Origin of the sequence: Cupriavidus malaysiensis, from assembly GCF_001854325.1 — a bacterium.
Classification (GTDB): domain Bacteria; phylum Pseudomonadota; class Gammaproteobacteria; order Burkholderiales; family Burkholderiaceae; genus Cupriavidus; species Cupriavidus malaysiensis.
Map to the genome: position 1 here is coordinate 1,440,974 of NZ_CP017755.1, position 19,780 is coordinate 1,460,753.

Here is a 19,780-nt window from a genome sequence, read left to right on the forward strand (position 1 = left end):
GAGGGCCGGCATTCGCTAGCACGATGGCGTTCGCAGGCCGGCAGGCGCCGCACTACACCAGCCGCGCGCCGGGCCAGGCGCCCGACATCACCGTATTGCGCACCGATTGCCGCACGGTCTGCATGATGTCCCACAGTTCAGGCACCGGCGGGCGGTTGCGCGCCGTGGCGAGCGCGACCTGCCGCGTCACCACCGGCTCGATCAGGCGCGCCGAGTGCAGGCGGCCCTGGGCGACGCGGTCGGCCACGGCGGCGAAGGGCAGCAGCGTGGCGCCGCAGCCGTCTTCCACCAGGCGCATCGACACCGTGTTCGATGCATCGCATTCCATCGCCAGTTGCAGGGAGGCACCGTTGCGCGCGGCCAGGGTCTCGGCCAGCACGCGCAGGCCGTGTCCGGTGCTGGGCAGGATCAGCGGCACTTCGGCCAGCCGCCGCACGGGGAAGGTCGGGCCGAGGTGGCTCCAGGAGGTGGGGGTGACCAGGGTCAGGTCTTCCTCCAGCAGGATGTCGACCTTGAGCGCGCCCTGCTGCTCGGGCAGGTAGAGCAGCGCGACGTCGATCTCGCCGGCGGCCAGCCAGGCCAGCAGCGGGCTGGCCAGTCCTTCGACGAAGCGCACCTTGGTGGCGGGAAAGCGCAGCTTGAGCGCGGTGCCGATGGCGGCGAAGGCGGTGTTGGCGATGGTCGGCTGGGCCGCGATCACCAGCTGGGCCGGCCCCTTGGCCGAGGAGGCGCGGATGGCCTCGCGCGCTTCGGCCAGCGTGGCGGCGACCTGGCGTGCATAGCCGAGCAGCGTCTGCCCGGCCTCGGTCAATACCACGCCACGGCCGCTGCGGTGGAACAGGCGCGCATCCAGCGCGGCCTCCAGCCGGGCGATCTGGCGGCTGATGGTCGACTGGTCGGCGCCCAGTTCGAGCGCGGCGCGCGAAATGCTCTGCGTGCTGGCGACGCAGACGAAGCAGGCCAGGTCGTCGGAGTTCAGGGCGGAGGGCGGGGTGGCCATGCCGGGCGTCAGGCCTTGCCGGCGCTGCCGGCAGTCCCGTCCGCGCTGTCCGCACCATCCGCGCCGGGGACCTTGTCGCCGATGGCGAACGACGCCATGTGTTCCAGCGCCCGCACCAGTCCGGCGTGGTCCCAGCGCGCGCCGCCGAGCGCGCTGCAGGTGTTGAACAACTGCTGGCAGGAGGCGGTATTGGGCAGGTTGACACCGAGCTTGCGCGCGGTGGACAGCGCCAGTTCCAGGTCCTTCTGGTGCAGCGCGATGCGGAAGCCGGGCTCGAAGCGGCGCTCGATCATGCGCTCGCCGTGCACCTCGAGGACGCGCGAGCTGGCGAAGCCGCCCATCAGCGCCTGGCGCACGCGTGCGGGATCGGCGCCGGCCCTGGCCGCCAGCACCAGCGCTTCGCCCACGGCCTCGATGGTCAGGGCCACGATCACCTGGTTGGCCACCTTGGCCACCTGGCCGTCGCCCACGCCGCCCACCAGGGTGATGTTCTTGCCCAGGCATTGCAGCAGCGGCTGCACGCGCGCAAATACTTCGGGCTTGCCGCCGGCCATGATGGACAGGGTGGCGGCCTTGGCGCCGACCTCGCCGCCCGACACCGGCGCATCGACATAGTCGCTGCCCAGTGCCTCGATGCGTGCAGCGAAATCGCGCGTCTCGATCGGCGAGATCGAGCTCATGTCCACCACCGTCTTGCCCGCGCCCAGTCCCTCGGCCACGCCGCCGGCGCCGAACAGCACGCGCTCGACGTCCGGCGTGTCGGGCAGCATCAGGAACACGGTGTCGGCCTGGCGCGCGACCTCGGCGGCGCTGGCGCAGGCCTGCGCCCCGGCGTCGCGCAGGGCCTGCGGCACGCCGCTGCGGGTGTGCGCGTACAGCGTGTGGCCGGCGGCCAGCAGGTGTGCCGCCATCGGCGTGCCCATCACGCCCAGGCCGATGAATCCGATCTTGCTCATGTGTCGCTCCCTGCCTCAGGCATGTATGCGGCGCCGCTCACGAGGCGAAGCGCTCGCGAAGCGCCCGCGTGGCGTCGCGGAACAGGTTCTGGTCGAGCCCGACGGCGACGAAGGCGGCGCCGCGCTCCAGGTAGCGGCGTGCGTCCGCCTCCACCGGGGCGAGGATGCCGACCGCCTTGCCCGCGCGTTCGGCGGCGCCGAAGATGCGCTCCATCTCGGCCTGCACCTCGGGGTGGTTGGGGTTGCCGAGATGGCCGCAGGCGGCGGCGAGGTCGGACGGGCCGATGAAGACGCCATCGACGCCATCCACGGCGCAGATCGCCTCGGCGGCATCCACGCCCTTGCGGCTCTCGATCTGTACCAGCACGCAGATATTGTCGTTGACCTGCGTGAAGTAGTCGGCGACGGTGCCGTAGCGGTTGGCGCGCTGGACCATGGACACGCCGCGCGTGCCCTGGGGCGGGTAGCGCGTCGCCGAGACCGCGCGCGCGGCTTCGTCGGCGCTTTCCACCATCGGGATCAGGAAATTGTAGAAGCCGATGTCGAGCAGGCGCTTGAGCAGGATGGGGTCGTTGGCGGGCGGCCGCACCACGGGCGCGCTGGCGCTGTCCTTCAGCGCCATCAACTGCGGCACGAAGCTCAGCACGTCATTGGGCGCGTGTTCGCCATCGAGCAGCAGCCAGTCGAAGCCGGCCAGGCCGAGGATCTCGGTGGTGGTGGGATTGGCCAGCGAGCACCAGCAGCCGATCTGGCGCTGGCGTGCCAGGATGGCCGAACGGAAGCGGTTGGGCAGCGGCGAGGGCAGGAGGGAAGGCATGAGGATTCCTGTGCGGGATAAGGGAAGGCAGGCGGCGCGGCGGTGCGATGATGCGATTGCGTTCAGCCGGTGATGCCGATCTGCCACGGCGCGAATTCGTGGTCGCCCAGGCCGAGCAGTTCGCTTTTGCTGCGGCGGCCGGAGGCGGTGGCGAGGATGTCGGCGAAGATACGTTCGCCCATGCTCTCGATGGTGGCGGTGCCGTCGAGGATCTCGCCGCAATTGATGTCCATGTCCTCCTCCAGCCGGTGGTACATCGGCGAGTTGGTGGCCAGCTTGAGCGAGGGCACCGGCTTGGCGCCGAACATCGAGCCGCGGCCGGTGGTGAAGCAGATCAGGTTGGCGCCGCTGGCGATCTGGCCGGTGGCGGAGACCGGGTCGAAGCCCGGCGAATCCATGAACACCAGGCCCTTCTGCGCGATCGGCTCGGCGTAGCGGTAGACCCCCATCAGCGGGCCGGTGCCGCCCTTCATCGAGGAGCCCAGCGACTTCTCGAAGATATTGGCCAGGCCGCCGGCCTGGTTGCCCGGGCTGACGCGGCCGTTGATCTGCACGTCGCGCCCGGCTGCGTAGACGTCCTTCCACCAGCGGATGCGCTCGACCAGCTTCTCGCCGATCTCGCGGCTGGCGGCACGGCGGGTCAGGGTGTGTTCGACGCCATAGATCTCCGGCGTCTCCGACAGGATGGCGGTGCCGCCGTGGCGCACCAGCAGGTCCATGGCGGCGCCCAGCGCCGGGTTGGCGGTGATCGAGGAGAAGCTGTCGGAGCCGCCGCACTGCAGGCCGATGCTGATGTGCTCGGCGCTGACCGGCCGGCGCCGCGCGCGGTCGGCCTCGGGCAGCAGCGCCTGCACCGCGGCCACGCCGGCCTCGATGGTCTTGCGCGTGCCGCCGGTGTCCTGCATGGTGAAGGGCACCAGGCGCGGGCCGGCCTGCAGGCCCTCGGCTTCCAGCAGGCCGGCGACCTGGTTGCGCTCGCAGCCCAGTCCCACCACCAGCACCGCGGCCAGGTTGGGATGGCGCATGTAGCCGGCCAGCGTGCGGCGCAGCAGCGCCATCGGCTCGCCGCTCATCTCCATGCCGCAGCCGGTGCTGTGCGCGAAGGCCACCACGCCATCGACGTTGGGATAGGCGGCCAGCCGCTCCGGCGTGAACCACTCCGCGATCTTGTGCACCACCGTGGCGGAGCAGTTGACCGTGGCCACCACGCCGATGAAGTTGCGCGTGGCCACGCGGCCGTCGTCGCGCACATAGCCGTCGAAGGTGGCGCGCTGGTGTGCCGGCAGCACGGCGGCGGGGACGTAGTCGCGCGCGTGGGCGTAGTCGCGCTCGAATTCCTCGAAGGCGATGTTGTGCCCCGAGACCAGGCTGCCGGGCGCGATGTCGGTGCTGGCGAAGCCGATGGTGGTTTGGTACTTGAGGATCGGCTCGCCCTTGCGGATCTGCCGCGCCGCGATCTTGTAGCCGGCGGGCACCTGGGCGCGGACATGGAAATCCGCGCCGGGCACGGGGGTGCCGATGGCGAGGTCGGTGCGGGCGATCAGGACGTTGTCGCCGGCGTGCAGTCGGATCACGGGGGGGATCATGCGGGGGTCTCCTTGTTCTGGTGGGGGGGCGCCGCATGGCGCCGGCTCGCCCCGGCGCGCGGCGGCGGCCTGCCGGCGGCCAGCGCCGCCGGCAGGCCAGGCGGGTCAGCTCGCGCTGGTGATGACCTGCTTGGCGTAGCTGGCGCGCTCCATCTCGGCCACTTCCACGCTCACCTGCACTTCGCCGCCGGCCAGCGGGCGCACGGCTTCGGCGATGACGTCGCATACGGCCTGGCCGAGCGCGCGGCGCGTGGCCAGCTCGCGCCCGTCGAGGATGCACAGGCGTGCATGGACGAAGGCACGCTCGCGCGCCTCGGTGCCCTGGCGGTAGACCGGCAGGGTGATGCAGCGCGACTTGATGTCGGCTTCCTGGAACTGGCCGCTGGCCAGCAGGGCGGCGTTGACCTCGTCGAGCAGCTCTTCCTGCGAGCGGTTCAGGCGGGTGTTTTCCGTGAGTTCGATGGTGACGTGCGGCATGTGGCTTCCAATCGGGTGATACAGAGACAGATGATGCGGGTGCTACGGATGAGGCGCTCCGACGTCAGGCGGCCAGGCGCGACAGCGGTCCCGGTGAGCTGCCGCGCGCGGCTTGCACGCGGGCGGCGGCATCGTCGAGCTGCGCCAGCGTGCCGGCGTCCACCGGCACCCATTCCGCGCGGGCGCGGCGCCAGGCGCGCTCGGGTTCGCCCGGCAACTGTACGCCTGCGCAGCCTGGCTGGAGCGCCGACGAGCGGATCCAGTCGACGAAGGCCTCGACCTCGTGGCCGAAGCTGGTGCTGCTGCCCAGCCGCGCCGGATCGAAGACCAGGGCCAGCATATTGTTCCAGACCGCGTGCTCGTGCGTCAGCGTCTCCGGACGGATGGTGTGGCCGCCGGTGACCGCGGCGCCCAGCAGCTCGCACATCACCGCCAGCACATAGCCCTTGTGCTCGCCGAAGCTGCGCAGCGCGCCCTGGGGCGCACCGGCCGGCGGGAACATCACGCCCGGGTCCTCGGTGGGGTGGCCGGCCGCGTCCAGCAGGCAGCCCGGCGGGACCGGCACTTCCTTGTTGTGGGCGACCCGTACCTTGCCCAGCGCGATCGCGCTGGTGGCGAAGTCCAGCACCAGCGGCGCCTGCCCGGGCACCGGCACGCCGATGGTGAAGGGATTGGTGCCGTAGCGGGCCTGGTAGCCGCCATGCGGGGCCACGATAGGTTTGGACAGCACGTTGACGAAGTGGATGGAGATCAGGCCGGCGGCGCTGGCCTGCTCGGCCCAGTGGCCGACCCGCCCCAGGTGGTGCGAGCGGCGCAGCCCCATCACGCAGACGCCGTGTTCGCGCGCGCGGCCGATGGCCAGTGCCATCGCCTGCTCGGTGACCGCCTGGCCCATGCCGCGGTTGCCGTCCAGGCTCAGCATGGCGCCGGTGTCGTGCAGCACGCTCACCTGCTGGTTGAGCTGGAGCTGGTCGCCCAGCCATGACAGTACGTACTTCGGGATCATGCCGACGCCGTGCGAGTCGTGGCCGGCGAGGTTGGCGCCGACCAGGTGGTCGGCGGTCAGGCGGGCTTCGCGGGCGTCGCAGCCGGCGGCGAGCCAGAGCTCGTCGACCCAGCGGTGCAGGGCGTCGGTGGGAATGCGGGATTCGCTCATGGGATGTCTGAGGTGGGCTATCAGGGGTGGGCGATGGCTGGCGGCAGGGCGGGCTTGCCGGCGTGGCGCAATGCGGGTTCGCTCGGTCGCGGCCCGAGGGGCCGGCCGGCGCGCAGGTGTGTGCCGGCGGCCGGACCCTCATGATAGCGCCCGGCGGCTCCGGCGCCACATGACGCTGCAAGGAGCCACATGGCGCCGGGCAAGGTGATCGAGCCGCGGTCGCTCATTCGAGCCGGATGCCGGCGCTCTTGACCAGCTGGCCCCACTTTGCCACCTCGGCCTTCTGGAAGGCGCCGAGCTGGGCCGGGCCGGCACCCGAGGGCTCGATGCCGAGCTGGGCCAGGCGGCCACGCACGGCCGGGTCGGCGAGGATCTTGCCGATCTCGCCGGCGAGGCGGTCCACCACCGGTGCCGGCGTGCCGGCCGGCGCGAAGATGGCCTGCCAGGAGACGATCTCGTAACCCTTGAGCCCGGCCTCCGCCAGCGTGGGCACGTCGGGCAGCTCGCCGGCGCGCTTGCTGCCGGTAGTGGCCAGCGCGCGCAGCTTGCCGGACTGGATCAGTGGCATGGCCGCCACGCTGTTCTCGAACACCAGGTCGACCTGCTTGCCGAGCAGGGCCTGCATGGCCGGGCTGCTGCCCTTGTAGGGCACGTGCAGCAGCTTGACGTCCGCCAGCTTGGCGAAGAGCTCGCCGGCCAGGTGCTGCGAGGTGCCGTTGCCGGACGAGCCGAAGGTGACCTGGGTGCCAGGCACGCGCGCGGCGGCGATCACGTCCTGCACGCTCTTCCACGGGCTGTCGGCATTGACCACCAGCACGTTCGGCAGGGTGCCGATCAGCGCCACCGGTTGGAACTGCTTGACCGGGTCATAGGGCATCCTGGGATAGAGGCTGACGTTGATGGCATGCGAGCTGATGGTGCCGCCGACCAGCGTGTAGCCGTCCGGGGCCGCCTTGGCGACGTAGTCGGAGCCGATATTGCCGCCCGCGCCGGCGCGGTTCTCCACCACCACCGGCTGGCCCAGCGCGACCGAGAGGCGCTGGCCGATCAGGCGGCCCAGCACGTCGGTGGTGCCGCCGGCGGCGAAGGGCACCACGTAGTTGATCGGCTTGCTCGGCCATTTGTCCTGGGCGTGGGCCTGGGTGGCGGGCAGGGCAGTCATGCAGGAAAGGCAAAGCGCAGCGAATGCTGCCCGGTGGCGGGAGGGCAGGGTGGGCATGGCGGTAGTCTCCTGTGTTCTTTTATATGTGGGGCGGCACTTGCGGATCCGCGCGGGGCACGCCGGGCGTGGCGGGATACGGTGGCCTGCCGCCAATCTACACGCCGCGCGGGGGACGAGCCTTGCGCTGGATGCATAGCAGAAATGCGCCAGGTGCCGGGCGCTGCCCGCGGCACCGACGCACACTGGCGGACATCCCGGCTTCTCCGAGGAGGCCGGGCGGACCGGCAGCCGCTTGCGCTGCCGGCAGCGCAAGCGCCCGCACAGACCACACCGACATGACCCGCACGCCACCCGCCTCCGCCTCCGCCTCCGCTTCCGCATCCGGCCAGCCCCAGCCGCTTTCCGACACCCGCCGCCGCAGCGGCGGCCGCGCCCTGGTCGATGCCCTGCGTATCCATGGCGCCGAGCGCATCTTCTGCGTGCCCGGCGAGAGCTTCCTCGACGTGCTCGATGCCCTGCACGATCAGCCCGCCATCGACCTGGTGGTGTGCAAGCACGAGGGCGCCGCGGCCAATATGGCCGAGGCCGACGGCAAGCTGACCGGGCGCCCCGGCATCTGCTTCGTCACGCGCGGGCCGGGCGCCACGCACGCGAGCATCGGTGTGCATATCGCCGCGCAGGACTCGACGCCGATGATTCTCTTCGTGGGCCAGATCGCACGCGGCCACAAGGGGCGCGAGGCCTTCCAGGAGGTCGACTATGCCGCCATGTTCGGCGGCATGGCCAAATGGGCGGCCGAGATCGACGATGCCGAGCGCATCCCGGAGATGGTGGCGCGCGCCTTCCGCGTGGCGACCTCGGGCCGGCCGGGCCCGGTGGTGCTGGCGCTGCCCGAAGACGTGCTCGACGGCGAATGCGCCTGCGCCGACACTGCGCCATACCGCCCGGTCAGCGCGGCACCGTCCGCGGCCGATGCATCCGCCCTGGGCGAGATCCTGCGCGGGGCGCAGCGGCCGCTGGTGATCGCCGGCGGCGCCAACTGGAGCGACGCCGCGGCGGCGGCTTTCTCCCGCTTTGTCCAGGCCTGGAACCTGCCGGTGGCCTGCGCCTTCCGCCGCCAGGACGTGTTCGACAACCGCGACGCGCACTACGCCGGCCACCTGAGCCTGGGCATGAACGCGCGCCTGGCCGAGCGCGTGCGCCAGGCCGATGTGATCCTCGCCTTCGGCACCCGCCTGGGCGACATCGCCACCGATGGCTATACCTTGCTGGACGTGCCCCGTCCGCGCCAGCGCCTGATCCACCTGCATGCCGACAGCGCGGAACTGGGCCGGGTCTACCAGCCCGTGCTGGCCATCCAGAGCGGCATCGAAGCGGGTGCGGAGATGCTGGCGACCCTGCCGGCCCCGGCTTCCGCGCCTTGGGCCGAATGGACGGCCGGCGCGCACGCCGACCACCTCGCCTTCGCCGCACTGCCGGCGCCCCATGCGGAACTGAGCGGGGTCGACCTGGGGGCGGCGGTCGCCCACCTCGACCGCGTGCTGCCCGACGACGCCATCCTCAGCAACGGCGCCGGCAACTACACCGTCTGGCTGCACCGCTTCTATGCCTACCGTCGTCCCCGCACCGAGCTGGCGCCGACCTGCGGCGCCATGGGCTACGGACTGCCGGCCGCCATCGCCGCCAAGCTGCGCGCGCCCGAGCGCACCGTGGTCTGCTTCGCCGGCGACGGCTGCTTCCTGATGTATCCGCAGGAACTGGCCACGGCGGCGCAGGCCGGCGCCAACCTCATCGTGGTGGTGGTCAACAACGGCATGTACGGCACCATTCGCATGCACCAGGAGAAGCGCTACCCGGGCCGCGTCAGCGGCACCGGCATCGCCACCCCGGACTTCGTGCAGATGGCGCAGGCCTGTGGCGCCTGGGCCGAGCGCATCGAGCGCACCGAGGACTTTGCCGCGGCCTTCGAGCGTGCCCGCGCGGCGGGCCGGCCGGCACTGCTCGAGCTGATCACCGATGCGCGCCAGATCACGCCGGCGATGCGGCTGGCCGACTGAGGGCTGGCCGACTGAGCAGGACCGGGCGCGGCCGCGCACCGCGCCGGCAAGGACCCGCCCACAGCTGCCGGTCAACAACGTTGCCGAACTGACGCGCTACGTGAAGCAGGCCAACGGCAAGGTGACCTTCGCCTCGTCCGGTACCGGCACCTCCATCCACCTGTCGGGCGAGCTGTACAAGGTGATGACGGGCACCTCGATGATCCATGTGCCTTACAAGGGTAGCGCGCTGGCCGACACCGACCTGATGGCCGGCCAGGTGCAGCTGATGTTCGACAACGCGCCGACCGCGCTGCCTTTCGTCAAGGGCGGCAAGCTCAAGGCCCTGGCCGTGACCGGCGCCAGGCGCATGAATGCGCTGCCCAATGTGCCGACCATGGAGGAGGCCGGGCTGCACGGCTTCGTCACCGGCTCCTGGTTCGGCGTGTTCGCGCCGGCGGGCACGCCGCGCGAGATCGTCGCGCGCCTGAGCGACACCATCGTCGCCGCCGTGCGCCGGCCTGACATCCGCGCGCTGCTGCTCAATGCCGGCGCCGAGCCGGATCCCAAGCCGGCGCCCGAGTTCCAGGCCTTCGCGTTGGCCGAGAAGGCGCGCTGGGAGAAGGTGATCAAGGCGGCCGGCGTGTCGGGCGACGCAGATTGAGCCAGGAACCGGGAGCCAGGAGAGCGAGATGAAGGAAGAGACGCAGACGGTGCGCCACGACAGCGCGGCGCTGGTGGAACTGGCCGGCAGCCTGCTGCGCAGCGCGGGCATGCCGGGTGACCGTGCCGACGACGTGGCGGCGATCCTGGTCGAGGCCGACCTGATGGGGCACGACACCCACGGGCTGCAACTGCTGCCGACCTACCTGGCCGAGATCGAGAGCGGCAGCATGGCGGTGCAGGGCGACTACACGGTGCTGAGCGAGCGCGCCGCGGTGGCCACCTGGGACGGCCATCGCCTGCCCGGCCCGTGGCTGACGCTGCGCGCGCTCGACGCCGCCATGGCACGCGCGCGCGACTACGGCACCGGCACCGTGACGATCCGGCGCAGCCACCACATCGCCTGCCTGGCCGCCTACCTGGAGCGCGCCACGCAGGCTGGCTACGTGATGCTGCTGTTCTCGTCGGCACCGGCCGCGGCCACCGTGGCGCCGTTCGGCGGCACCCGCGCGGTGTTCTCGCCCAGCCCGCTGGCGGTCGGTTTCCCGACGCCGCGCGGTCCGGTGCTGATCGACGTCTCCACCTCCATCACCACCAACGGCCTGACCGGACGCCTCTACCGGGAAGGGAAGCGCCTGCCGCATCCGTGGCTGATCGACGCGCAAGGCCATCCCAGCGACGACCCCGCCGTGCTGTTCGCGCCGCAGGCCGGCTCCATCCTGCCGCTGGGCGGGCTCGACGCCGGCCACAAGGGCTTCGCCCTGTCGCTGATGGTGGAAGCGCTGACCGCCGGCCTGTCCGGCCACGGCCGCGACGACCCGGGCAAGCGCTGGGGCAATACCGTCTTCCTGCAGGTGCTCGATCCCGAGGCCTTTGCCGGCGGCGAGGCCTTCGCCCACCAGATGGGCTGGGTCGCCGGGGCCTGCGCCGACAACCCGCCGCGGCCCGGCGTCGATGCCGTGCGCCTGCCCGGCCAGGGCGCGCTGGCACGCAAGGCGCGCCAGCTGCGCGACGGCGTGGCGCTCAATCCGGCCATCGTGCCGCAGTTGGCGCCATGGCTGGAGAAGTACGGCGTGGCGATGCCGGCGCCGGTGGCCGGTTAGGGCGGGCCCGGCACGCGCCCCGGTGCCGCCTTCAGCCCGCCATCACCCCCAACGCGGTCTCGATCTTGCGGATGCTGGCCAGCAGGTGCGGCCGCACCGTGTCGAGCAGCTGTGCGGCCGGCACGATGGCGGCGGGGCCGCTGCAGCTCAGTGTCATCGGCGGCAGGGCCGGACCGGGGCGGAAGGCAGCGGCGATGGAGTTGATGTGCGGCAGCCATTCGCCGAAGGAGGTGGTGCAGCCCAGCCGCTTCACCTCGTCGTGGCTGGTGGCGAGGATGGCATCGGCACGCGCCGCGTCGATGCCGTCACGGCCGCGGAAGGCCGCCACGGCACGACGCTGGTCGATGCCGCCGAGCGCGTCCAGGTAGGCGCGCCCGGCCGCGGTGGCCAGGCCGGAGATGCGTGTGCCGACGGCCACGCGCAGGGTCAGGTAGGACTCTGACTGGCAGTTTTCGAAGATCATCATGTGCGCGCGGTCGCGCACGATCAGCGAGGCCACGCCTTGCGACAGTTCGGCCAGCCGCTGCATGTGCGGGCGCACCACGGCCAGCACCTCGGCGCCTTGCTGGGCGGCGGGCGCCAGCGCCAGCGCCGAACTGCCGAGCCGGTAGCGGGCCGGCTCGTACAGCGGCTGCAGGTAGCCCAGCTCGGTCAGCGTGTGGGTCAGGCGCGAGACGGTGGATTTCGGCAGCCCGCAACGCTGGGCGATCTCGGCATTGCCCAGCACGGTGTCAAAGGAGCGGAAGCAGGCCAGCACGTCGAGTCCGCGCGCCAGCGCCGTGACGAAATGGCGGTCTTCCTTGCCGGCCCGGACCGCCGTATCTGTGCCATCCGCGCCATCCGCGGCGTCCGCCACGGCAGAAGCGCCGTTCTCCTCTGGCTGTTCCGCAATCATTTCCTGTTGTGCTTGCATGGTGGCTTCGTGTCTGGGGTCAGGCCGTCGCGACGAGCGGCTTGCGCGGCCAGGCACTGGACGTGCCGAGGCGACGCGCGGTTTGATCAATGGTCTTCGGCAATTCCCCATAGCGCCGCGCGCTTGCGGCATGCCGCAGCGCTACCCGCTCCGGCACCTCGGCCACCCGGGGGCCGCTGGTCTGGTACGGGCGCGCGCAGACAGGCTGAAGGCAGATGGAGCGGGCGATGGCCAGGGAGGGGGAAGCAGGCAGGGCGGGCAAGTCAGTGGCGCCGGCAGTGGCGGGCCGCTGGGTGCTGCGCATGGGGGTCTCCGGGACGGCTTCCGGCGTGGGCACCGGTCTTGTTGGTTGGCGCTATGGTCCCATCGATTGCCTGGAGGCGTCAACCGCATTGTGGAATTCATATTCTGCATTGCGGAATATGGAGGCAAGGCGCCTTGAGCCTTGAGCCTTGAGGCAGGGCGGGCAGGGCGCGGGCAGGACGCCGCCATGAATGCGGCCCGCGCCGGCGTGTGCCGGGGCGGGCCGTGGCCGGAGGACCGGGGAGGGGCCGGGAGGGGCGGCGCGGCCGCCCGCGATCAGGAGTGGAACAGGGTTGCCGGAGCGGCGGCCGGCGCGGCCGGACCGAAGCGCTCCGGCGCCAGGCGTGCCAGTTGCTGCAGTTGGCGCAGCCGCTCGGCCAGCTCGGGGTGGGGCTGCACGTCCAGGCACATGCCGGAAGGGCAGCCGACGCCGAGCACGTCGAGCGCGCGGCGGAAACCGTCCGGGGTCAGCCCTTGCGCGGGATCCACGCTGACCAGATGCGCAAGCTGCTGTGGCTGCAAGCTGTCCGGCGCGGCGCTCAGGATCACGTAGGCGGACGGAGCGGGGCGCTTGGCGAAGTAGGCCGCGATCTCGGCGCCGAAGCCGCCCGGCGCCGGCGGCATCATGTCCTCGACCTGCAGGTCCAGCTGCTGCAGGATGGCGGCGGGGATGCCGCGCCGCCAGTGGTCGGACACCACGACGCGGGCACCGGCCAGCCCGAACAGCCGGCGGATGAAGCCGAGCGCGACCGGGTCGAAGAAGCGGACATCCTTCAGCGTGCCGCTGTCCGGCGTGCCGCCCAGGCGGGTCGCCGAGCTGGCGGAGTAGAGGACACCAGGGATGTCGAGCAGGATGAGGCGGTCGGACATGGTTTCCTGTGCGGTTTGCGCGTCGGGTTGAGTTGTCTCAAGACTACGCGGCGGCGCGCAGGAAGCCGAGTGCCTCCGAGGGCATAAGTTGCAACATATCTGTAACTTTTAGATGGAAGTCGTAAAAGCCACCTGCACGTGTCTGACATTTGTTTCCGGCAGACACATCTGCGGCCCGGAGGGCGTGCTGGTGTCGCTGCCAGGGGATTTTCTTGTGACAGGCCAACCTTCGTGCAACCCGAAGCCCTTTAGTCTTGAGCCATGCAGATATCGGAACTTGCCAAGCGCGTCGGCGTGACCGCCCACGCTGTCCGCCACTACGAAAGCCTCGGCTTGCTGGTCGCGCGGCGGCGGCCGTCCGGCTACCGCGAGTTCGACGAAGGCGCCGTGCGCGAACTGCGCTTCATCACCATGTCGCGCCAGTGCGGCTTCTCGCTCAAGCAGATCGCCGCGGTGCTGCCGGATTACCGCAGCGGGGTGCTGACGGCGGCCGACATGATCGGCATGCTGCAGGCCCGCATCGCCGAGGTGGACGCCGAGATCGACAAGCGGCAGGTATTGCGCGCCCATCTGGTGGCGCACATCGGCTGGTTCGAGGCACGCGAGCAGCGCCGCTCGGACAAGGCGGCGCAAGGTGGGCGCGGCTTTCCGCGCGCGCCGCGCGAGGCCTCGCTGGCGGCCAAGGGACGGGCCGCCGGGCCGGACGACAAGAAGGTTTCGACACGTAGCAGGAGACAAGGACCATGACAGAGAACCCCGCCGATTTCGCCCGCGACCTGGAGGCAGCCGTGATGGCCATGCCGGCGGCGCGCACGCTGGGCTTGCGCTTCACGCGCATCGAGGCCGGCCAGGTGGAGCTGGAGCTGCCTTACCAGGAGACCCTGAGCTTCCGTCCGGGCCAGCTCCAGGCCACGCCGATCTTCGCCGCGGCCGACTTTGCCGCCGTGTCCGCCGCCGGCACGCTGCTGCCGAAGGGGTGGGCCAACGCCACCATCGACTGCGCCCTCAAGATCGTGGGGCCGGCCCGTGGCGACCGGCTGGTGGCGCGCGGCCGCGTGGTGCAGGCGGCCCGGCTGCTGACGGTCGCTGCCGCCGAGGTCTTCGCCTGCGATGCCGAGGGGGAAACGCTGTGCGCCACCATGCTGGCGACGGCACGCAATCTCGCGCCGCCGGCCTGAGCCGGCACCTTCGCGTGGCCGCTGCCTCATTCGATCATTCGACGCCGGCGTAGCGCCGCAGTGCCTCGGCGCTGCAGGCGCGGGCGTCGAAGGTGATGACCCTGCCGGCCGAATCGAAGTAGACGCTGAGCGCGCCGCTTCCCAACGGTGCCGTGGCCGGCGACGTGTACTGGAAGCATTCCAGACCGGCTTCGCCGATGCGGCTGTCGGGGTGGCCCTTGATCCGGATGACCTGCTGCTTGCTCATGCCCACGGCCAGCGCGGGCCGTTTCGGCGCCGGCGGCGGCGGAGGGGTCGGCTCGAGTAACGAGCAGGCCGGCAGTACCACGAATGCCAGTACGATCATCCAGGTCGTTCGCATGTCTTCTCCTTGCTTGTCTGGGAACAGGAAGAAGGGCGGCACGGACCTCCACGTGCATCGCGCAGGGCCGCGGCGCTTTCTCTGATGCAATGGACAAGCATACGCGATGTCCGGCGGGCTGCCGCCCAGGTGGACCGGGGGAGGATCGGCCCGCTGCCGCCGCGCACGGCATGGCCGTGCGCGGCGAGGCGGCTGCGGCGGCCCGCCGGGAGGGGGCTCAGAAGCGGAAGCGGGCCACGTCGGCGGCCAGCGCCGCGGCCTGGTCGTCGAGGCGGCTGCCCTGGGCGGACAGGTCGTCGACCAGGGCGGCATTCTGCTGCGTGGTCTGTTCGAGGCGGCCGATGGCCGCGCCGGCCGCGCGGATGCCGCCGGCCTGCTCCTCGGCCAGCACGCGCAGGCCGTCGGCCAGTTCATGGCTGTGGGCGACCGCGTTCTCGATGCCGGACATGGCGCGCACCACCTCGCCGCTGAGGCGCGCGCCGCTCTCGATCTCGCGGCCGGCGTCGCCGATCAGGGTGCCGATCTCGCGCGCGGAGGTGGCGCTGCGCTGGGCCAGCGCGCGCACTTCCTGCGCCACCACGGCGAAGCCGCGGCCGGCCGCGCCGGCACGCGCGGCCTCCACGGCGGCGTTCAGTGCGAGGATATTGGTCTGGAAGGCGATGCTCTCGATCACCGCGACGATCTCGGAGATGCTGCGCGAATGGGCATGGACGGCATCCATGGCGCCGCTCATTTCCCGCACCACGGCGATGCCGGCGTCGGTGGCCGCGCGCGCCCGGCGCGCCATCTCGCTCGACTCCAGCGCCTGCTGGTGGGCCTGCTCCACCAGCGTGGTGAGCCGGCCCACGCTGGCGGCGGCTTCGGCCAGGGCCTGCACCTGCTGGGCGGTGCGTGCCGACAGTTCCTGGTTGCCGCCGGCCACGCCCTGGCTGGCGGCGGTGATCTCCAGCGTCGAGCGGTGGATACGCTCGAGCACGCCGGCGAGCTGGTCGCGCATGCCGCCGAGGTAATACAGCAGGCTGCCGCGGTCGCCGGCCCGCAGCGGAATCGACGCGGTGAGGTCGCCGGAGGCGATGCGGTTGGCCACCTGCGCCGCCGCGCGCGGTTCGCCGCCGAGTTCGGCGGTCAGGCTGCGCGCGGCCAGCCAGGCCAGGCCGACTGCGGCCAGCAGGCTGGCGCCGAGCAGCACCGCCGTCATGGTCTGCGCGGCGATCTGCTTGCCGGCGACGTGCGCGACGGTGTCGGCCGCCTGCCGTTCCTGTTGCGCGCGCAGGGTCTCCATGTGGGCGCCCAGCTTCTGCAGCGCTTCGCTGACGAAGTGCCCGTCCACGGAGACCGCGCTGTCGAACTGCAGGGTGTCGAGCGGCTGGCGCTTGACCAGGTCGACATAGCTGGCGATCAGCTTGCCGGCCGCCGCGCGCTCCGCGAGCAGCGACGCGACGCGGTCGGGCGCAGCCTGCTTGACGTGGTCGAGTGCGCCGTCCAGGCGGCGCAGGCCGGCGTCGACATCGGCGCCGGCGGCGTCGCGCTCGCTGGTGCTGGTGGCCATGGTGAGCGCCAGCTGGGCGCGTCCGATCTGCTCGAGCGCGGTCTGGGCATGGGCGGCCGCGATGGCGCCGTTCATGTCGCGCTGGTAGAGCGTGTCGGTCATCTGCTTGATCGACACCAGGTTGACGATGCCGCTGAGGCCCACCGCAGCCCCGAACAGATAGACCAGGGCGAAGGCGGCGCACAAGCGCGCCGCCAGCGGCAGGCGCGCCAGCCAGGCGGGGGCATCCGGCAGGATCCGGCCCGCCAGCTTGAGTTTGAGGACTTGTGACACGGAGAGGACTCCTGGCAGGCCGAAGCCTGGCTTGCTGCTGACCCGGACCATGCGCGCTGCCGGCTGTTTTGCGGGCTGGCACTCGGCTGCCCGGGACGGTCGAATCGCGCATGGCGTTGCTGTAGCGCGATGATGTCGCATCGATGTGACGCCAACATGACATTCATGTGTCATTCACAAAATTGCGTTTTGTCACGGCACTGTCATGTTCGTGTCATGAAATGTCGATGCGGCAGCACAACAGGCCGCGGTTCCTGTTTGCCATCCGATCATGTCCACCGCCGCTTCTGCACCGGCCCTGCGGCCGGCGCTGCCTGGCCTGCCTCCCGTGCAGGCCGTTTTCCAGCCCATCGTGCAATTGCACGACGCGGCGCTGCTTGGCTACGAGGCGCTGGTGCGCGGCCCCGAGGGGTCGCCCTATGCCAGCCCGGATGCCTTGTTCGGACTGGCGCACGACAGTGTCGGTACCATCGCGCTGGAACTGCATGCGGCGCGCGCCGCGCTGGCTTCGTGGCAGGAGCAGGGCCTGCCGGGCCGGCTCTTCCTCAATTTCAGCCCCTTGTCGCTGCGCCATCTGCTGGCCGAGCGCGGCCGTGCGATGGGCGCGCTGCTGGGCCAGCGCGCGCCGGCCAGCCGCGTGGTCATCGAGGTCACCGAGCAGACGCCGATCGGCGACGCCGCCGGCTTCGCGCAAGCGATGGAGGTGCTGCGCGCCATGGGCCTGCAGTATGCGCTCGACGACTTCGGCACCGGCCACGCCAACCTCGATCTGCTGGCCCATCTCTCGCCGCACTACGTCAAGATCGACAAGTCGCTGATCCGGGGCATCGCCACCTGCTCGCGCCGGCTCGAAATCCTGCGCGCGGTGCTGCGCATGGTCAGTGCCTTCAGCGGCCACGTGATCGCCGAGGGCGTGGAGGAGGAGGATGAATTCGCCGTGCTGCGCGACCTTGGTGTTTCCTGCGCGCAAGGCTTCTACCTGGGGCGGCCACAGGCGCGTCCCGTGCCCGAGGTCTCGCCGCATGCGCTGCGCGCGCTCGCCTCGCGCCAGATCGCGGTGTTTCCGCAGATGGTGAGTTCCGGCTGGTCGGGGCTGACGGCCGGGGCCTTGATGCGCGATGCGCCCACCATGCGGCCGGCCACGGTCAATGACGAGGTGCTGGGCTGCTTCCATGCGCATCCGGACCTGCACGCGGTGGCGGTGGTGGACGAGGCAGGCAAGCCCCTCGCGATCATCAACCGGCAGCATTTCATCGATCGCTACGCGGCGCCGTTCCATCGCGAGCTGTATGGGCGCAAGGCCTGCGTGGTACAGGCCAACCGCGAGCCGATCTGCTTCGACCGCCATGTCAGCGTGGAGGAGATGGCGCAGGTCCTGGCGCGCGCCAGCCAGCGGGCCCTGGCCGATGGCTTCATCGTGACCGAGCAGGGCCGCTACGCCGGAATCGGTACCGGTGCCGAACTGGTGCGTGCGATCACGGACATCCGCATGCAGGCGGCGCGCCATGCCAATCCGCTGACCTTGCTGCCCGGCAATATCCCGCTGAACCAGCACATCGACCGCCTGATCGCCTCGGGCAATGCCTTCCATGCCTGCTATGTGGACCTGAATCATTTCAAGCCCTACAACGATCAGTACGGCTACTGGAAGGGCGACGAGATGCTGAAGGGGGCGGCCGCGATCCTCGCCCAGGCCTGCGATCCGGCGCGGGATTTCCTCGGCCATGTGGGGGGCGATGATTTCCTGGTGCTCTATCAGAGCGCGGACTGGGCCGAGCGCGTGCGCGCCGCCATCGACAGTTTCAATGCCATCGCCAGTGCGATGTATCCGCCGCAGGCCAGGGCGGCCGGTGGTATCCACGCGGAAGACCGGCTCGGGCGGAAGACCTTTTTCCCGACGGTGTCGATGGCGGTCGGCGTGGTGCGTGTCGGCGCCTCGGGCATGGCCAGCCTGCGCCGCCAGGGCAGCAGCCTGATCGGCAGCGCCGCAGCCGCGGCCAAGCGCGAGGCGAAACGCGCGCCGGACGGACTGGCGATCATCGAACTGAATGCGGCGGATGCGCTGCGGTCACCCGTCCACTGAATCCCTGAAAGCGGTCGGTGGGGTCGGTGCCTGGCATGGCCTCCACCTCCCGTTTCATGATGCGATGGGCTAGCGTGACGCGTGGCGGCGCCGCATGGCGGAGGCGTGCCGGCCAGGCAGCACGTCCAGCCGGTAGCCCCTCGCATAGACCACGGACAACAGCACGCCATTCTCCTCGTGCAGCCTGAGCGTCCGCCGCAGGCGCGACACCAGGCCGGAGAGGGCACGCGATAGCGGCGGCAGCTCGCGGCCCCAGACCGCTTTCTCGATGCGGTCGCCCGACAGCACCTCGCCGGCATTGGCGAACAGCAGCAGCGCCAGTTCGAATTCCTTGGTGGTCAGTCCGATGCATTTCCCGTCGGCACGCGTGACCTGCTGCGTCTGCGTGTGCAGCGTATAGGGCCCCACGCGCAGATTGCCGCCACGCGTCGGCGCTCCCGGCGCGGGACGCCGGCTCAGCGCACGCATGCGCGCCAGCAGTTCACGGGGGCGCTGCGGCCAGGCGACGCAGTCGTCGGCGCCGGCGAGGAAGGCCTCGAGCACCCGCTCTTCGTCGGCGCTGTCGGTGAGCATCAGGATCGGAAGGTGGCGCGAGCGCAGGTTGCGGATTGCGCGGATGACGTCGGCGGCGTGCCAGTCCTGAGTGGTCGCCTCGACCAGCAGCAGCGAGAATGGACCGTGGCAGAGGCCGTGCAGCAGGTCAGCGCTGCGGCGGAAGGTCTGGCAGGCGAAGCCGGCATCGTCCAACTGGGTGGGCAGACTGGCGGCTTGGGAGGCACAGGACGTCAGCAGGGCGACGGGAAGAGTGGCTGACATGGAGCTTGCGAAGCGAAGGTCGGGTTGCCACGGCCTTGGGGTGCGTGGTGGGAACCAGGTGCGGAGCCGGCCTGGAACCGCGTGCCAGCATAAGCACGGGGGGCGCTTGTCAGTTTCGGAATCGTCTGCATTGCCGGCGGGAGCCGGCGCATTCTCGCTGCGTCAAGCGGCCGTCAAGCGGGCTTTGTATGGTCTTGCAGTCATTGATTGAAGAACGGGCGTCTTATCCACACGAAGTGTGGATAACCCATCCGTCCAGGCGCCGCCACCCCGTTGTTTGCGTGTTTCCATCGGCGTGCGCAAAAAATGAGCAGGAGCATGCTGTAATGTGCGGTTTGGGGCTTCCCCTGGCCCCGGCGCGAGCCGGAAGCCGCTCGCGCCCGGGGGAATCCTGCCGCTGCTGCAGTGCCGTATGCGCCGCCGCCTATGCCAGAATAGCGGCATCGCCACTCTTGCTTGCGCATGCGAGATACCCGCT

General features: G+C 70.9%; 19 protein-coding genes. 6 read left to right on the forward strand and 13 right to left on the reverse strand.

The genetic code is table 11. The annotated features are described in order from the left end of the window. Positions 1 to 52 precede the first annotated feature (52 nt). From BKK80_RS26005 to BKK80_RS26035, 7 genes are all read right to left on the reverse strand, one after another. Complete coding sequence (locus BKK80_RS26005; protein ID WP_071039845.1) at positions 53 to 1,000, reverse strand: LysR family transcriptional regulator; 948 nt, start codon at positions 998 to 1,000, stop codon at positions 53 to 55. A gap of 8 nt (positions 1,001 to 1,008) precedes the next feature. Beyond that, positions 1,009 to 1,956: a 2-hydroxy-3-oxopropionate reductase gene (locus BKK80_RS26010; protein WP_071071864.1), complete on the reverse strand. Its 948-nt coding sequence runs from the start codon at positions 1,954 to 1,956 to the stop codon at positions 1,009 to 1,011. Between the two features lie 37 nt (positions 1,957 to 1,993). After that, on the reverse strand, positions 1,994 to 2,773 hold the full coding sequence (gene garL / locus BKK80_RS26015) for a 2-dehydro-3-deoxyglucarate aldolase (RefSeq protein WP_071071866.1): 780 nt from the start codon (positions 2,771 to 2,773) through the stop codon (positions 1,994 to 1,996). A 62-nt stretch (positions 2,774 to 2,835) separates the two neighbouring features. After that, positions 2,836 to 4,359, reverse strand: coding sequence for a UxaA family hydrolase (locus BKK80_RS26020; RefSeq protein ID WP_071071868.1), 1,524 nt, complete (start codon positions 4,357 to 4,359; stop codon positions 2,836 to 2,838). A gap of 105 nt (positions 4,360 to 4,464) precedes the next feature. Then, on the reverse strand, positions 4,465 to 4,836 hold the full coding sequence (locus tag BKK80_RS26025; protein ID WP_071020691.1) for a 5-carboxymethyl-2-hydroxymuconate Delta-isomerase: 372 nt from the start codon (positions 4,834 to 4,836) through the stop codon (positions 4,465 to 4,467). Between the two features lie 64 nt (positions 4,837 to 4,900). Continuing rightward, on the reverse strand, positions 4,901 to 5,992 hold the full coding sequence (locus tag BKK80_RS26030; protein WP_071071870.1) for a malate/lactate/ureidoglycolate dehydrogenase: 1,092 nt from the start codon (positions 5,990 to 5,992) through the stop codon (positions 4,901 to 4,903). A 223-nt stretch (positions 5,993 to 6,215) separates the two neighbouring features. Beyond that, positions 6,216 to 7,154 carry a Bug family tripartite tricarboxylate transporter substrate binding protein gene (locus BKK80_RS26035; protein ID WP_071039849.1) on the reverse strand — a complete coding sequence of 313 codons (939 nt, stop codon included), beginning with the start codon at positions 7,152 to 7,154 and terminating at the stop codon, positions 6,216 to 6,218. Positions 7,155 to 7,489: 335 nt separating this feature from the next. On the opposite strand from BKK80_RS26035, the gene BKK80_RS26040 reads away from it, so the two are divergent. The 3 genes from BKK80_RS26040 to BKK80_RS26050 are packed head-to-tail and all read left to right on the forward strand — an operon-like array spanning position 7,490 to position 10,956. Then, positions 7,490 to 9,211 carry a thiamine pyrophosphate-binding protein gene (locus BKK80_RS26040; protein ID WP_071071872.1) on the forward strand — a complete coding sequence of 574 codons (1,722 nt, stop codon included), beginning with the start codon at positions 7,490 to 7,492 and terminating at the stop codon, positions 9,209 to 9,211. After that, the gene (locus tag BKK80_RS26045) at positions 9,171 to 9,854 is read left to right on the forward strand and encodes a tripartite tricarboxylate transporter substrate-binding protein (protein ID WP_084545762.1); all 684 of its coding nucleotides are present in this window, start codon (positions 9,171 to 9,173) and stop codon (positions 9,852 to 9,854) included. The genes BKK80_RS26040 and BKK80_RS26045 overlap by 41 nt, the downstream gene beginning before the upstream one ends. Positions 9,855 to 9,882: 28 nt before the next feature. Continuing rightward, complete coding sequence (locus BKK80_RS26050) at positions 9,883 to 10,956, forward strand: Ldh family oxidoreductase (protein WP_071071874.1); 1,074 nt, start codon at positions 9,883 to 9,885, stop codon at positions 10,954 to 10,956. 31 nt (positions 10,957 to 10,987) lie between these two features. Here the strand turns inward: BKK80_RS26050 and BKK80_RS26055 are convergent, their stop codons facing one another. From BKK80_RS26055 to BKK80_RS26065, 3 genes are all read right to left on the reverse strand, one after another. Beyond that, complete coding sequence (locus BKK80_RS26055) at positions 10,988 to 11,869, reverse strand: IclR family transcriptional regulator (RefSeq protein ID WP_236903964.1); 882 nt, start codon at positions 11,867 to 11,869, stop codon at positions 10,988 to 10,990. Positions 11,870 to 11,888: 19 nt separating this feature from the next. After that, the gene (locus BKK80_RS26060; RefSeq protein ID WP_071071877.1) at positions 11,889 to 12,173 is read right to left on the reverse strand and encodes a hypothetical protein; all 285 of its coding nucleotides are present in this window, start codon (positions 12,171 to 12,173) and stop codon (positions 11,889 to 11,891) included. A gap of 275 nt (positions 12,174 to 12,448) precedes the next feature. Further along, positions 12,449 to 13,042 carry an HAD domain-containing protein gene (locus BKK80_RS26065; RefSeq protein WP_071020669.1) on the reverse strand — a complete coding sequence of 198 codons (594 nt, stop codon included), beginning with the start codon at positions 13,040 to 13,042 and terminating at the stop codon, positions 12,449 to 12,451. A gap of 261 nt (positions 13,043 to 13,303) precedes the next feature. On the opposite strand from BKK80_RS26065, the gene BKK80_RS26070 reads away from it, so the two are divergent. Further along, positions 13,304 to 13,789, forward strand: coding sequence for a MerR family transcriptional regulator (locus BKK80_RS26070; protein ID WP_071071879.1), 486 nt, complete (start codon positions 13,304 to 13,306; stop codon positions 13,787 to 13,789). Then, complete coding sequence (locus BKK80_RS26075) at positions 13,786 to 14,220, forward strand: PaaI family thioesterase (RefSeq protein ID WP_071039854.1); 435 nt, start codon at positions 13,786 to 13,788, stop codon at positions 14,218 to 14,220. Before BKK80_RS26070 ends, BKK80_RS26075 begins: the two co-directional genes overlap by 4 nt. Before the next feature lie 34 nt (positions 14,221 to 14,254). Here the strand turns inward: BKK80_RS26075 and BKK80_RS26080 are convergent, their stop codons facing one another. Then, positions 14,255 to 14,581, reverse strand: a complete 327-nt coding sequence (locus BKK80_RS26080) for a hypothetical protein (RefSeq protein WP_157903344.1) — start codon at positions 14,579 to 14,581, stop codon at positions 14,255 to 14,257. A gap of 217 nt (positions 14,582 to 14,798) precedes the next feature. Beyond that, entirely contained in the window at positions 14,799 to 16,403 is a 1,605-nt protein-coding gene (locus BKK80_RS26085; RefSeq protein WP_071020659.1) for a methyl-accepting chemotaxis protein, read from the reverse strand. A gap of 271 nt (positions 16,404 to 16,674) precedes the next feature. Between BKK80_RS26085 and BKK80_RS26090 the strand changes: the two genes are divergently transcribed. Next, positions 16,675 to 18,486, forward strand: a complete 1,812-nt coding sequence (locus tag BKK80_RS26090) for a phosphodiesterase (RefSeq protein WP_071020656.1) — start codon at positions 16,675 to 16,677, stop codon at positions 18,484 to 18,486. 69 nt (positions 18,487 to 18,555) lie between these two features. On the opposite strand, the gene BKK80_RS26095 is transcribed toward BKK80_RS26090, so the two are convergent. Beyond that, on the reverse strand, positions 18,556 to 19,302 hold the full coding sequence (locus tag BKK80_RS26095; protein WP_071020654.1) for a response regulator transcription factor: 747 nt from the start codon (positions 19,300 to 19,302) through the stop codon (positions 18,556 to 18,558). Between the last annotated feature and the right edge of the window lie 478 nt (positions 19,303 to 19,780).